A 13,202-nucleotide genomic window follows, 5' to 3' on the forward strand; every position below is an offset into this window, starting at 1 on the left:
TTGGAGTGTGCAATCATCAGAAAGGTTCCCGCCATCACGCCCTAGACGTCAGAAACCTCACCGCCCTAGCAGGAGGGGCTAGAATCGTAATCCGTAAAAAAGGGGAAAGCATGTTTCCCCTTGTGACTTAGCGCAGACCTGCTGCGTAATCAGCAACCGCCGCTATGTCAGCCTCGGTCATACGGTCAGCGATGTCAAACATCATGGGACCATTAGCACGATCACCATCACGGAACAGTTTTAACTGTTCGTAGAGATAGCTGGTATGCTGTCCCGCCAGACGAGGAAACTGGCCTGGAATACCCATACCATTAGGAGCGTGGCAACTTGCACAGGCTGCTACACCACGATCAGGAATTCCACCGCGCCAAATTTTTTGGCCGCGTTCCATCGTTGCCTCATCACTAGCATTAGCGGCGACATCCCAGTTTACTTTTTGCTGAGACATATAAAAAGCAACATTACGGATTTCATCATCGCTTAAACCCGCTGCAATAGATGTCATCAGCGAATTAGCGCCATTGGGGCCACGACGCTTAGGTTGAGATTTTTCATCCGCAGCACGGAAATCATACAATTGCTTAACCAAATACTGGTAAGGCTGAGCTGCCAAAGACGGATTGGCTGGAATAGTGCTATTACCCGCGTCACCGTGACAGGTTACACAGGCAAGTACACCTCGAGACATTTCGCCTTTAAGATAGAGTTGTTCGCCTTGCGCGGCATCTGGACGAGCCAGACCTTCTGCGGCAGAGGCATTAAAAGCCAAAGAACAAGCCGCCACCAGGCTGCTCAGGACAACGATTCGGGAGAACGTACGCTTCATTAAGACCTCGACAATCGCGATTCAATCGGGGTGCGCATGCGCCCCTTAAAGACCCGCCGTAATCCGAAGGGAAAGACTGGGGAACACGACGTTACTGTTTCAAATCCCAAGATTATACAATACACACTGACTCAAATTGGAATTCTCCTGTAATCATGTCAATACTACACCGTGCGCGCTTCGTAATCTCCGCCGCTCAGCTTGATCAACTTCCCCCTGCGGGCCCGCCGGAAGTCTGCTTTGTAGGCCGCTCCAATGCCGGGAAATCCTCCGCCATCAACGTTCTGACGAACCAGCGCAGGCTCGCATTTTCCAGTAAAACGCCTGGCCGCACACGACTTATCAATATGTTTGGTATTCCTGACCCGCTTACCAAAGAGGACTACCTAGGCTATCTGGTAGACTTACCTGGCTATGGCTATGCCGCCGTAGCGCGTCAAGAGCGTCAAGACTGGGCAGAAGTGCTTGGTGACTATCTGGTGAGCCGGCCGTCTATCGCTGCCGTGGTCTTACTCGTGGACATCCGTCGCGGCCTCACCGACTTAGACTTAAATCTGGCTCGCTGGATTGCCCCCACTAATAAACCCATACTCGCTCTACTGACCAAAGCCGATAAGCTTCCCTATGGTCAACGTATTCGCACAGTGGCGGAAGTACAACGCCAACTTAAGGAAATGGGTGCTGCCCACACGGTGGCATTCTCTGCCACCGAGCGAATAGGCCTTGAAGAAGCCACCACTTACATTGAAAACTGGATCTCACCAAAGGTAGTACCATGACGCGTTTTTTGCCTCCTGTCGATTTCCCTATCGCTCGCTTACGCCGTAATCGACGCGACGACTTCTCTCGTCGCCTAGTCCGTGAAAATAGGCTGAGCACCGACGATCTCATCTACCCTATTTTTGTGCGCGAAGGGCAAAACATACAAGAGCACGTTGACTCTATGCCTGGCGTGATGCGTTACTCACCCGACCAAGCGCTGAAGGTAGCAGAACAATGTTTAGAGCTGGGGATTCCCGTTTTATCGCTGTTCCCTTCCATAGACCCAGCGCTAAAAACTCCTGATGGCGCCGAGGCGGCCAACCCAGACGGACTCATTCCTCGTATTGTTGCCGATCTGAAAAAGCACTTCCCTGAGCTGGGCGTACTCACTGATGTGGCACTAGACCCTTACACGAGCCACGGCCAAGACGGCATTATTGACGAACAAGGCCATATTCTTAACGAAGCCACTGTCGAGATGCTTGTTAAACAAGCCCTGACACAGGCCGAATGTGGTGTGGATATTATTGCCCCTAGCGACATGATGGATGGACGTATCGCCTCTATTCGTCAGGCACTAGACCAGCACCAATATATTCACGCACGCATTATGGCGTACTCAGCTAAGTACGCCAGTGCGTTTTACGGGCCTTTCCGTGATGCCGTGGGTTCTGCTGCCAACTTAGGCACATCCAATAAAAACACCTATCAGATGGACCCGGCTAACCGCACCGAGGCACTGCGTGAAGTCGCTGCCGACATACGTGAAGGCGCTGACATGGTCATGGTTAAGCCAGGCATGCCTTATTTAGACGTGTTACGTGATGTCAAAGAAGCCTTTGGCATGCCTACCTATGCCTATCAGGTTAGCGGGGAGTACGCGATGATTAAAGCAGCCGCCCAAAACGGTTGGCTAGACCATGACAAAGTCATGATGGAATCCTTGCTGGCCTTTAAGCGCGCTGGTGGCGACGGCATTTTGACCTATTTTGCCATCGAGGCAGCGACTCTATTACGTGCCCAAGCCTAAACCAAGTCAAGGCAAAAAATGCCCCAAGAATTGCCGCTACACGCAACCCTTGGGGCAGCGCTAAAAATAGTGCCTGTTGTTGAGCCTACCTTAAGACGCTTGCAACACTTGATCTAACGTACGTCCAAATTCGGCCGCATTTTTAAATCCAATCACACGCCATTGCTCTAAATAGTCGCCCTGGGTATTAAAAAACAAAATCCCCGGCGGGCCAAATAAAGAAAAACGCTTCAGTAAGGCGCGGTCCTCGGCGGTATTAGCGGTGACATCCACTTGCAAGAGCTCAAACTGTTGCATGCGCTGGGCCACCTGTGCATCTGTAAAGGTGAATTTCTCCATTTCTATACAAGAGACACACCAGTCAGCATAAAAATCCAGCATCACTGGCTTCGTCGCTGCTGCAACTCGGGCCTCTAGCTCGTCCAAGGTCTGTATACGCTCAAAATGCACCGCGGAAACGGGGGCTTGAGTCGTGCCAGCGAAAAAACCTTTTAATCCATGTAAGGGTTGTAAGACACTGGGCGCGCCCACCGCAATACTGAGCACCGTCAGACTAGCCCATAACGCCAGTATCAATGCCAAAGCTTGACGTAGAGCCTGTATGGGGCTTGAAGCACCACGCCATAGCAAACCTAACAATAAAGCAGACCAAAACAACAGTAATGCCCAACCAACTGTGCCCAACCAAGCAGGAAGCACCGGGGCCACCATCCACCACGCCGTGGCAAACAACATGAGGGCAAAAATAGTTTTTATATGATTCATCCAGGCGCCTGCCTTAGGCATTAATGCCCCTGAACTGGCGCCAAGCACTAACAACAATAGTCCAGATCCCCACGCCAAGGCGAAAAGGGCTGAGCCTCCAAGCACCACATCACCGGTCTGAGAAATAAATAACAGCACGCCCGCTAACGGGGCAGCCACGCAAGGACCAACAATGAGGGCGGACAACATACCCATGGTAAACACACCACCAAACTTGCCCCCTGGAATACGCTGTAAACGCGTGCTAAGGCGACCTTGCAACGCTGCAGGCGCCTGCAGCGTAAACACATCCAGCATCGCCAAACCAAATACACCCAGCAACACTGCAAACAAACCCAACACCCACGGTGTTTGCAACCATGCGGCTAAACCAGCACCTAACAGACCCGCCGCTACGCCTAGAAGGGTATACACAAGGGACAGGCCTAACACAAATGCCACGGCCATCAAAAAGCCGTGCCGACGGCGAGGCTGTTCTTGCTTTTGGCCAGCGATAATGGCCAGCAAAATAGGTACCATAGGCAATACACATGGCGTAAACGACAACAAGGCCCCAAAAACAAAGCTCAAGAATACGATTTCTAACCAACTGGCCTGTTTTAAATACTGCGCCAAACCCACATCACTTAAGCTAAAAGCACTTTGGGTGGATGGAGCTTGAGTAGCGGTCGCCTGTTGGGCAGCCCATTGCTCCGGCGTGGGAACGCGATCACTGGCATAGGCTCCTTGCACCTCGTAGCCCTGCGCACCGGCGATTAACTGCAACTCTTGAGTGGACGGCGTATAGCATAAACCTGCATCCGCACAACCTTGACTAGTCAGCGTTAACCGTATGGGAGCGCCCGTCAACTCTTGCTCGTTCAACGGCACACGCAAACTTACCCCGTGTCGATACACCTCCATCTCTTTATCAAAATTGGGATCATAGGTGCGAATGCCTGTGGGGCTTTGTAGCTCGCCTACGGCAGCTCCAGCATCGGTTCCCAGCTCAAAACGCTCGCGGTACATATAGTAATCAGGAGCAATCTCAAAATGTATATCGACGAAATTAGGCTCATTAACCGCGGCACGAAGACGGAAGGCATCATCAGGGTCTAAATAATCTTCGTTGGCAAAGGCTTTTCCCCCTAACAGCACACAAGCCAATAGCCCTATGAATAAAGCGTGTAGTATCCGCGTTGCCATCATCTGCTCGTACCGAACTGCCACCACTTTCTCACCACTCAGATTCAATGCCATTGTTTCTTCCAACAAAACCCAGACCCGCTGGGCGGGTTCAACTAGCCGCTGTACTAGTACGCACCCAATCAATATACGAAGCGTAGCCTCCCAACACTGGCACACATAACAACTCTGGCAACTCGTAGGGATGCAAGCTGCGTAAACGTTCTGCCAACTCAGGAACTCGTGCTACGGTGGTTTTAAAAGTCAGAGAAACCTCTTCGCTTCCCTGCAGCTCACCTTGCCACATGTACATAGACAGGCCAACTTGCCCAAGGTTCGCACAAGCAGCCAATCCTTCTTCGACAATATAATGAGCGATGCGCTTAGCAAGCATCATATCGGGCACGGTCGTCATCACCAGCAGCACAGCGTTTGAATCTAGTTCATTGATAGTTAATGAAAAATCGTAAGTCGAATTTTTTTGCTCGTTATCTGCCATGACGCTTTCCTTATAAAAATTATAGTGTAACGAGACTGGCTCTTTTATTTCTACTGCTCTCTTTATGTCTTCCTCTTTAGCTACGCATCACTCCACATCAAGTGCCCTATCCGGCCATCAGTACTGTATAAGCCAATAAAAAAGCAGCCTGCGCTTAAGCGCGGCTGCTTTGTTAAAAAATAGATCAGGTTTACTTTGCTACAAACTGCCCAAACCCCGCATTCCAATAGAGTAAAGGGGAAGCAGATGCCTGCTGGGCATGATGCACCAGCAGCACTCGCCCAAAGACTAAAGCATGGCTATGGCGCTCGACAATATGTACAGTTTCACACGCCAATGCAGCCGGCGCCTCTTCAGCCAAAAAAATACCTTGAGGCGAGCGACGCCATGGGTGCCCCTGATAACGCTCGCCTGCCTTCAGGCCACCTACTCCGGCAAACTGCTCTGCTAACTGGCGCTGCTCTGCACCCAGGACATTCACACCAAATAAACCACTGTCACGCAATAGGGGCCAAGCCGAGGAGCTTTGATTCACACACACCAATATCTCGGCAGGTTCAGCGGAAACGGCGGTCACAGAGGTTGCTGTTAAGCCTCCCAGCATATTTCCATGGCTAACCGTAATCACGCACGCCGTGCCACCAAGGTGGCGCATGGCTTGTTTAAAAGCAGACGGCGTAATACCTTCTGGAGACTCCAGCACGTTATCGGCGATAAGTGCATCGGCTATGACAGTCATGACAACAATACTCGTAGAAACAAAAAGAAGGCCCCTATGCCTTCTATGTCTCAACACATTACCATGCCAGCGCTATGTCTTGCTGCATAAACTTATTATATTTAGCCACTATAAGAGCTCTACAACGCCTACAGCATCATATGTTTATTCACGAATAAAAAATTATCCATAACCCCGGCCCACATACCCCTTTCTGTTACCATCCTTTGAAGTAGCTCACTTAATAGCGCTCGCTATCATTAATACACCAGCAAGGAGGCGTATGAAATGCCAAAAGGAATAAAAGACTACACTCACCCCGCAGGGGGCTGGGACGCATTAAAAGCAGTTGCTGGCGCAGTCCGCGACGAAATGGGGGCTAGCAGTCATACGCGTGCGTTGCTAAAAATGAATCAGCCGTTAGGCTTCGATTGCCCAGGATGTGCTTGGCCCGACCCAAAACATACTTCCTCATTTGAGTTCTGCGAAAATGGCGCAAAAGCAGTGACTTGGGAAGCTACGCCAAAACGAGTCACGGCAGAATTCTTTGCCCAGCATAGCGTCACTGAGTTATGGTCATGGTCAGACTATGCACTCGAGGATCAAGGACGCCTAACACAGCCAATGCGCTACGATGCTAGCACCGATCACTTTGTACCCATCAGCTGGTCTGAAGCCTTTGAACGCGCTGGACACGTCCTGCAAAACCTAGATAGCCCCACTCAAGCAGAATTCTATACCTCGGGGCGCACCTCGAATGAGGCTGCTTTTCTATACCAGCTTTTCGGCCGGGAATTTGGCCACAATAACTTTCCAGACTGCTCCAACATGTGCCACGAATCCACCAGCGTGGGCTTGCCTAAGTCCATAGGAGTAGGCAAAGGCACCGTTACTTTAGACGATTTTGCGGTCACCGACGCGGTATTCTGTATTGGTCACAACCCGGGCACCAACCACCCCCGAATGCTTAGAACGCTTGCCCAGGTCAGACAACGTGGCAAAACGGTGGTAGCGATTAACCCCATGCGTGAACGCGGTTTGGAAATGTTCCAGGACCCGCAATCGCCTACACAAATGCTCTCTGACGGCCATACAACGATAGATCAGGCTTACTTTCAAGTTAAGGTCGGCGGCGATGTAGCCTTGTTTAAAGGCATGATTAAAGCTTTGCTGGCGGCTGACAAGGCGGAGCTTGCTAACGGAGGTAAAGGGCTGTTAGACCGGGTATTCATCGCTGAACACACCGTGGGTTATGATGCCTTAAAAGCAGATATCGACGCCTCACCCTGGGAAGCCTTAGTTCGCCGCTCGGGATTAACCCGTGCTCAAATTGAAGCCGCCGCCAAAATCTACTGGGAGGCAGAAAGCGCCATATTCTGTTATGGCATGGGCGTCACCCAACACCGCCATGGTACAGAAGTCATACAGCAAATGACCAATTTACTTCTGTTACGTGGCAATATGGGACGACCTGGCGCAGGCATATGCCCCTTGCGTGGCCATTCTAACGTTCAAGGCGATCGCACAGTCGGTATTACCGAAATTCCTACTGAAGCTTTCTTAGCCCAGTTAGATAAAGTATTCGGCATTAACAGCCCTCGTCAGCATGGTCACAATGCCGTCAACGCGCTAGCTGCCATGCACAAAGGCGAATCTAAAGCCTTTATCGGCTTAGGCGGTAACTTTGCTACGGCGATGAGCGACCCAGATATCGCCTACCCGGCATTCCGCAAACTTAAATTGAATGTACAAATCGTCACCAAACTAAATCGCACCTGCCTTTTAACTGCCACCGAAACTATTATCTTGCCCTGCTTGGGCAGAACCGAACTAGATATACAACGCAGTGGTAGGCAAGCCATTACTGTAGAAGATTCTATGTCTATGGTTCACGCTTCAGCTGGCTTCCTTAAGCCTGCCTCTACTGAACTACGCTCAGAGCCTGCTATTGTGGCTGGTTTAGCAATGGCCACTATCCCCCATACCGTTGTCGACTGGCAATCTTTGGTGGACGATTATGATTTAATACGCGACAAAATAGAAGCGGTATACCCTGACTTCCACAATTTCAATCAGCGTATCCACATACCTGGCGGATTTCGCTTAACCGTAGGGGCGAGCGAACGAAAATGGGGTACACCTGATGGCAAAGCGCACTTTCTAGTCATGGAAGGCAGCGATGAAGATGATGGTCAAGACGATAGCCGCTTTACGCTCACGACAGTGCGCAGCCACGATCAATACAACACCACCATTTATGGTCTGAACGACCGTTATCGCGGCATCAGCGGAAGGCGCGACGTGCTATTTGCTAACGCACAAGACTTAGAAGAGTTAGGGCTAACAGAGGGCGATGTGGTCGACGTAATCTCGGGTGAGCGTAAACTTAGAGGATTAACACTGGTCTCGCATGCTATCTCATCAGGTTCTTTAGCGACCTACTTTCCGGAAGCAAACTGCCTAGTAAGCTTAGACGCTAAGGATCATCACAGCGACGTGCCCGCATACAAATCCATCCCTGTCACATTGCAGAAAGTTGAACATGCGCTAAGTTGAACTACGTAGCATCGAACCTTTGGAGGTTCAAAAAAAGCGGACTCGTAAGAGTCCGCTTTGCATAGGAAAAGCTAAAAAGCTTATTCCGCTGCGTCTTCTTGCTCTACTTCAGGACGATCAACCAATTCCATGAAAGCCATGGGAGCGTTGTCGCCTTGACGGAAGCCCATTTTCAGAACGCGTGTGTAACCACCATTGCGCTCTTTATAACGAGGACCGATGACTTCGAACAACTTGGTTACCGCGTCGCGATCACGCAAACGGGCAAACGCCAAGCGGCGGTTAGCCAAAGTAGGGTTCTTACCCAGCGTGATCAGCGGCTCGATAACGCGACGCAGTTCTTTTGCTTTAGGCAAGGTTGTTTTGATCGCTTCGTGAGTCAACAAAGAAACGGACATGTTGCGGAACATGGCCAAACGGTGACTACTAGTGCGATTGAGTTTACGCAAACCATGACGGTGACGCATAAGATTTTCCTAAAAATGAATCTAGTTACCACTACACAACACGTGTAGCCGTTACAAGCCTGGTTCTTCTATCAGCATTGCTGCGGACCAGGTTGGTACTTCCATTTATCCCAAGAAGACATTCTTGGGATAAACAAAATTAAGGACGCTCTAAGCCTAGCGGCGGCCAGTTCTCGAGTTTCATACCCAAGGTTAAGCCACGTGCAGCCAATACTTCTTTGATTTCGTTCAAAGACTTACGGCCTAGGTTAGGTGTCTTAAGCAATTCGTTCTCAGTGCGTTGGATCAGATCACCGATATAGTAAATATTTTCGGCTTTCAGGCAATTAGCGGAACGCACTGTCAACTCTAAATCATCAACTGGACGCAGCAATACTGGATCGATCTGCGGTGCACCACGCTGAGGAGCTTCGTAGGACTCGCCCACACCTTCCAAAGCAGCAAATACCGAGATTTGATCCATCAAAATACGTGCAGCCTGACGCACAGCCTCTTCTGGAGTAACGATACCGTTAGTTTCGATATCCAACACCAATTTATCTAAGTCGGTACGCTGTTCAACGCGAGCGTTCTCGACAGCATAGCTGACGCGGCGAATAGGACTGTACGACGCATCCAAGACGATACGACCAATAGTGTGACTGCGATCGTCGGACAACGCTCGGACATTACCAGGTACATAACCACGACCCTGCTCAACTTTGATGTGCATTTCTAATTTGCCATCATCAGTTAAGTTGGCGATCACGTGATTAGGATTGATGATCTCTACATCGTGAGGCAGCTCAATGTCGCTAGCCAATACTTGACCAGCACCTTCCTTGCGCAACACTAACGTCACTTCTTCACGGCTATGCAGCTTGAACACCACCCCTTTGAGGTTCAGCAACACGTCAACCACATCTTCACCAACTCCAGGTAAAGTAGAGTATTCGTGCACAACACCGGTGATTTGCACCTCGGTAGGAGCATAACCCGTCATGGAGGACAGCAAAATACGACGTAAAGCGTTCCCCAGAGTATGGCCATAGCCACGCTCAAAAGGTTCCATAATCACTTTAGCGTGATTCTTGCTGATTGCTTCGACTTCAATCGAACGGGGTTTCAAAAAACCTTGAGACATGCGATTTCCTTTTCAATACCCTCGGCTCGTTACACCGATAAGGCTGACGGAAACTGGACAAAGCCAGCGAGGATGATCACAAAACCCACTTACCGAAAAAGACGGGAAGTGGGCTTTGATGAACGTAATACTCGGCTAATTAGCGCGAATACAATTCAACGACTAAAGATTCGTTGATATCGTGTGCAACGTCAGCACGATCTGGGATCTGCTTGAATACACCCGACAATTTACCGGCGTCAACTTCTACCCACTGAGGTAGACCGTTGCCAGTAGCCAAATCCAAGGACTCTTTAATACGAGCTTGAGCTTTTGCTTTCTCACGTACAGAAACCACATCACCTGCTTTAACCATCATAGAAGCGATGTCAGCAGTGCGACCATTGATTTCAATAGCACGGTGAGTAACCAACTGACGCGCCTCAGCACGTGTAGAGCCGAAACCCATGCGGTAAACCACGTTGTCCAAGCGGCTTTCCAGCAACTGGATCAAGGTTTCACCTGTGTTACCACGGCGGCGATCAGCTTCTACAAAGTATTTACGGAACTGTTTTTCCAGTACACCGTACATACGCTTCAGTTTCTGTTTTTCACGCAACTGCAGGCCGAAATCGGAAGTGCGAGCACCCGAAGTACGACCGTGCTGGCCGGGACGGGATTCTAGTTTGCACTTGGAATCCAGTGAACGACGAGCGCTTTTAAGAAACAGATCGGTACCCTCGCGACGCGAGAGTTTACATTTAGGTCCAATATAACGAGCCACGTAACTTCCCCTTAAATCCGACGACGCTTGGGTGGACGGCAACCGTTATGCGGAATCGGTGTGATGTCTGCAATGCTGGTAATTTTGATACCTAATGCATTCAGAGCACGCACAGAGGATTCGCGGCCTGGGCCGGGTCCCTTGATGCGGACTTCCAGATTTTTAATACCGTATTCCATCGCGGTGCGACCTGCATTTTCAGCAGCAACCTGCGCGGCGAACGGAGTAGATTTGCGCGAACCTTTAAAGCCTGCGCCACCTGACGTTGCCCAGGACAAAGCATTGCCCTGACGGTCAGTAATCGTAATGATCGTGTTGTTGAAAGAAGCGTGTACGTGGGCGATACCGTCCGCTACGCTCTTTCTGACTTTCTTGCGTGCGCGAGCTGCGCTGCCAGAAGCTTTAGCCATCTTCTATTCCTCGATTATTTCTTCAGAGACGCTGCTGCACGACGCGGACCTTTACGGGTACGAGCGTTTGTGCGTGTGCGCTGACCGCGTACGGGCAAACCGCGGCGATGACGCATGCCACGATAAGAACCCATATCAGCCAGACGTTTGATCGAAAGCTGTACTTCACGACGCAAATCACCTTCTACGGTGAATACGCCAACTTGTTCACGTACGCGCTCCAACTCTGCGTCTGTCAGGTCTTTGATTTTCTTGGAGTACTCAATGCCCGAAGCTTCGCAAATTTTGCGAGCACGAGTGCGACCAATACCGAAAATCGCGGTAAGACCGATTTCGGCGTGTTGATGCGGCGGGATATTAATGCCGGCAATACGAGCCATGGTTATTCCTTAATAAATCGGTTGCGTTTCGGCATTAGCCTTGACGCTGCTTATGACGGGGATCAGTGCAAATGACACGTACCACGCCATGACGTTTAATGATTTTGCAGTTGCGGCAAATCCGCTTTACTGATGCCATTACCTTCATGGTTGACTCCTAGTTTCCTGTAACCGGGCCGCTTATTTCGAGCGGAACACAATTCGTGCACGGGACAAGTCATAGGGAGTAAGCTCCACCGTAACCTTGTCACCCGGCAGAATCCGGATGTAATGCATACGCATCTTGCCTGAAATGTACCCCAACACTACGTGGCCATTTTCTAGCTTGACACGAAAAGTTGCGTTAGGCAGGTTCTCCAGAACCTGGCCCTGCATTTGTATGACGTCGTCCTTTGCCATATCTATTTACCGCATTGGCAGGCCCGAGCCCTTGAAGTTAGCCTTCTTGAGCAGCGAGTCATATTGTTGAGACATAACGTAAGCTTGCGCTTGCGCCATGAAGTCCATGGTTACTACAACAATAATCAGCAAGGAAGTACCACCAAAATAAAACGGTACATTCCAGTGCATTTGCAAGAACTCTGGAACCAAACATACCAAGGTAATGTAGATAGCACCGGCTAGGGTTAAGCGCATCAAGATCTTATCGATATAACGCGCTGTTTGCTCGCCGGGACGTATCCCTGGTACGAAAGCTCCGCTCTTTTTCAGATTGTCTGCTGTTTCACGACTATTAAACACCAAAGCCGTATAAAAGAAACAGAACAAAATGATCAACGCGGAAAACAGAGTAATGTAAAGCGGCTGACGTGGTGATAAAGCTGCTTCGATTTCACGCAACCACCCCAAACCGGGAGAGCTGGAAAACCAATTAGCAATTGTCGCTGGCAACAGAATAATAGACGAGGCGAAAATTGGAGGAATCACCCCAGCCATATTCAGTTTCAGTGGCAAGTGCGAACTTTGTCCACCATAAATGCGGTTACCTACCTGACGTTTGGCATAGTTGACCGTGATGCGACGTTGCCCACGCTCAACAAAAACGACGAAGTACGTTACGGCAGCAACAAGAAGCAGGATAAACAGAGCCGACAGAATCGACATGGAATCCGTGCGTACCAGATCGAGCACACCCCCTAAAGCATTAGGCAGGCCTGCAACAATCCCGGAAAAGATGAGTATGGAAATACCATTACCCAAGCCTCGCTCGGTAATCTGTTCACCTAGCCACATGAGAAACATGGTGCCGGTAACCAACGTGACTACCGTCGTAATCCGGAACATAATACCCATGTCGATCACTAGACCGGGCTGGGACTCCAGTGCTACGGAAATACCCACTGCTTGGAACAAGGCCAAAAAGACCGTGCCATAGCGCGTGTATTGCGTAATCTTACGACGACCCGACTCACCCTCTTTCTTGATTGCTTCCAGCGTGGGCACTACTGCCGTCATCAACTGCATAATAATCGATGCAGAAATATACGGCATGATTCCCAGTGCGAACACTGAAAAACGCTCCAGTGCACCCCCAGAGAACATGTTAAACAGCCCCAAAATACCACTTTGGTTCTGTGAAAACAGTTCGGACAAGGCATCAGGATTGATGCCTGGCACAGGGATATGTGTACCCAAGCGGTAGACAATCAGGGCGAGCAACAGAAACACAAGACGGCGTTTTAAGTCGCCGTAGCGTGGACCTGCTTTACTCTGTGCCTGAGCTTTTGCCACCGTAACCC

15 protein-coding genes are annotated in these 13,202 nt (G+C 50.2%); 3 read left to right on the plus strand and 12 right to left on the minus strand.

Annotated elements, in window-relative coordinates:
- Window positions 1-127: 127 nt before the first annotated feature.
- Window positions 128-826: a c-type cytochrome gene (locus OSH01_RS13625; protein ID WP_266124666.1), complete on the minus strand. Its 699-nt coding sequence runs from the start codon at window positions 824-826 to the stop codon at window positions 128-130.
- A gap of 155 nt (window positions 827-981) precedes the next feature.
- Between OSH01_RS13625 and yihA the strand changes: the two genes are divergently transcribed.
- Window positions 982-1,605: a ribosome biogenesis GTP-binding protein YihA/YsxC gene (yihA, locus tag OSH01_RS13630; protein ID WP_266124667.1), complete on the plus strand. Its 624-nt coding sequence runs from the start codon at window positions 982-984 to the stop codon at window positions 1,603-1,605.
- Entirely contained in the window at window positions 1,602-2,618 is a 1,017-nt protein-coding gene (gene hemB, locus OSH01_RS13635) for a porphobilinogen synthase (protein ID WP_266124668.1), read from the plus strand. Before yihA ends, hemB begins: the two co-directional genes overlap by 4 nt.
- A 90-nt stretch (window positions 2,619-2,708) precedes the next feature.
- Here hemB and dsbD read toward each other — a convergent pair whose 3' ends face one another.
- The 3 genes from dsbD to OSH01_RS13650 all read right to left on the minus strand — a co-directional run bounded on the left by dsbD (window position 2,709) and on the right by OSH01_RS13650 (window position 5,785).
- Window positions 2,709-4,622 (minus strand): protein-disulfide reductase DsbD, encoded by a 1,914-nt coding sequence (dsbD, locus tag OSH01_RS13640; RefSeq protein WP_266124669.1) that lies wholly within the window; start codon window positions 4,620-4,622, stop codon window positions 2,709-2,711.
- Window positions 4,623-4,659: 37 nt separating this feature from the next.
- Window positions 4,660-5,046, minus strand: a complete 387-nt coding sequence (gene cutA / locus OSH01_RS13645; RefSeq protein WP_376918113.1) for a divalent-cation tolerance protein CutA — start codon at window positions 5,044-5,046, stop codon at window positions 4,660-4,662.
- 190 nt (window positions 5,047-5,236) lie between these two features.
- Entirely contained in the window at window positions 5,237-5,785 is a 549-nt protein-coding gene (locus OSH01_RS13650) for a flavin reductase family protein (RefSeq protein ID WP_266124670.1), read from the minus strand.
- Window positions 5,786-6,052: 267 nt separating this feature from the next.
- Between OSH01_RS13650 and OSH01_RS13655 the strand changes: the two genes are divergently transcribed.
- Window positions 6,053-8,320: an FdhF/YdeP family oxidoreductase gene (locus tag OSH01_RS13655; protein WP_266124671.1), complete on the plus strand. Its 2,268-nt coding sequence runs from the start codon at window positions 6,053-6,055 to the stop codon at window positions 8,318-8,320.
- An 80-nt stretch (window positions 8,321-8,400) separates the two neighbouring features.
- Here the strand turns inward: OSH01_RS13655 and rplQ are convergent, their stop codons facing one another.
- The 8 genes from rplQ to secY all read right to left on the minus strand — a co-directional run bounded on the left by rplQ (window position 8,401) and on the right by secY (window position 13,194).
- Window positions 8,401-8,787: a 50S ribosomal protein L17 gene (gene rplQ / locus OSH01_RS13660; protein ID WP_266124672.1), complete on the minus strand. Its 387-nt coding sequence runs from the start codon at window positions 8,785-8,787 to the stop codon at window positions 8,401-8,403.
- 139 nt (window positions 8,788-8,926) lie between these two features.
- The gene (locus OSH01_RS13665; RefSeq protein ID WP_266124673.1) at window positions 8,927-9,910 is read right to left on the minus strand and encodes a DNA-directed RNA polymerase subunit alpha; all 984 of its coding nucleotides are present in this window, start codon (window positions 9,908-9,910) and stop codon (window positions 8,927-8,929) included.
- 139 nt (window positions 9,911-10,049) lie between these two features.
- Window positions 10,050-10,673, minus strand: a complete 624-nt coding sequence (gene rpsD / locus OSH01_RS13670) for a 30S ribosomal protein S4 (RefSeq protein ID WP_266124674.1) — start codon at window positions 10,671-10,673, stop codon at window positions 10,050-10,052.
- A gap of 11 nt (window positions 10,674-10,684) precedes the next feature.
- Window positions 10,685-11,083 carry a 30S ribosomal protein S11 gene (gene rpsK, locus OSH01_RS13675; protein ID WP_266124675.1) on the minus strand — a complete coding sequence of 133 codons (399 nt, stop codon included), beginning with the start codon at window positions 11,081-11,083 and terminating at the stop codon, window positions 10,685-10,687.
- A 14-nt stretch (window positions 11,084-11,097) separates the two neighbouring features.
- The gene (gene rpsM, locus OSH01_RS13680) at window positions 11,098-11,463 is read right to left on the minus strand and encodes a 30S ribosomal protein S13 (protein WP_266124676.1); all 366 of its coding nucleotides are present in this window, start codon (window positions 11,461-11,463) and stop codon (window positions 11,098-11,100) included.
- Between the two features lie 34 nt (window positions 11,464-11,497).
- Entirely contained in the window at window positions 11,498-11,611 is a 114-nt protein-coding gene (rpmJ, locus tag OSH01_RS13685; RefSeq protein ID WP_003805360.1) for a 50S ribosomal protein L36, read from the minus strand.
- A 32-nt stretch (window positions 11,612-11,643) separates the two neighbouring features.
- Window positions 11,644-11,862, minus strand: coding sequence for a translation initiation factor IF-1 (gene infA / locus OSH01_RS13690; protein ID WP_003805361.1), 219 nt, complete (start codon window positions 11,860-11,862; stop codon window positions 11,644-11,646).
- 6 nt (window positions 11,863-11,868) lie between these two features.
- Window positions 11,869-13,194: a preprotein translocase subunit SecY gene (gene secY / locus OSH01_RS13695; protein WP_266124677.1), complete on the minus strand. Its 1,326-nt coding sequence runs from the start codon at window positions 13,192-13,194 to the stop codon at window positions 11,869-11,871.
- Between the last annotated feature and the right edge of the window lie 8 nt (window positions 13,195-13,202).

The organism is Alcaligenes endophyticus (genome assembly GCF_026344035.1).
GTDB lineage: Bacteria > Pseudomonadota > Gammaproteobacteria > Burkholderiales > Burkholderiaceae_B > Alcaligenes > Alcaligenes endophyticus.

What these genes read in the sequence shown, in the direction of transcription:
- OSH01_RS13625 (WP_266124666.1), bottom strand. Translation starts at nt 826, where the DNA reads ATGAAGCGTACGTTCTCCCGAATCGTTGTCCTGAGCAGCCTGGTGGCG.
- yihA (WP_266124667.1), top strand. Translation starts at nt 982, where the DNA reads ATGTCAATACTACACCGTGCGCGCTTCGTAATCTCCGCCGCTCAGCTT.
- hemB (WP_266124668.1), top strand. Translation starts at nt 1,602, where the DNA reads ATGACGCGTTTTTTGCCTCCTGTCGATTTCCCTATCGCTCGCTTACGC.
- dsbD (WP_266124669.1), bottom strand. Translation starts at nt 4,622, where the DNA reads ATGGCATTGAATCTGAGTGGTGAGAAAGTGGTGGCAGTTCGGTACGAG.
- cutA (WP_376918113.1), bottom strand. Translation starts at nt 5,046, where the DNA reads ATGGCAGATAACGAGCAAAAAAATTCGACTTACGATTTTTCATTAACT.
- OSH01_RS13650 (WP_266124670.1), bottom strand. Translation starts at nt 5,785, where the DNA reads ATGACTGTCATAGCCGATGCACTTATCGCCGATAACGTGCTGGAGTCT.
- OSH01_RS13655 (WP_266124671.1), top strand. Translation starts at nt 6,053, where the DNA reads ATGCCAAAAGGAATAAAAGACTACACTCACCCCGCAGGGGGCTGGGAC.
- rplQ (WP_266124672.1), bottom strand. Translation starts at nt 8,787, where the DNA reads ATGCGTCACCGTCATGGTTTGCGTAAACTCAATCGCACTAGTAGTCAC.
- OSH01_RS13665 (WP_266124673.1), bottom strand. Translation starts at nt 9,910, where the DNA reads ATGTCTCAAGGTTTTTTGAAACCCCGTTCGATTGAAGTCGAAGCAATC.
- rpsK (WP_266124675.1), bottom strand. Translation starts at nt 11,083, where the DNA reads ATGGCTAAAGCTTCTGGCAGCGCAGCTCGCGCACGCAAGAAAGTCAGA.
- rpsM (WP_266124676.1), bottom strand. Translation starts at nt 11,463, where the DNA reads ATGGCTCGTATTGCCGGCATTAATATCCCGCCGCATCAACACGCCGAA.
- rpmJ (WP_003805360.1), bottom strand. Translation starts at nt 11,611, where the DNA reads ATGAAGGTAATGGCATCAGTAAAGCGGATTTGCCGCAACTGCAAAATC.
- infA (WP_003805361.1), bottom strand. Translation starts at nt 11,862, where the DNA reads ATGGCAAAGGACGACGTCATACAAATGCAGGGCCAGGTTCTGGAGAAC.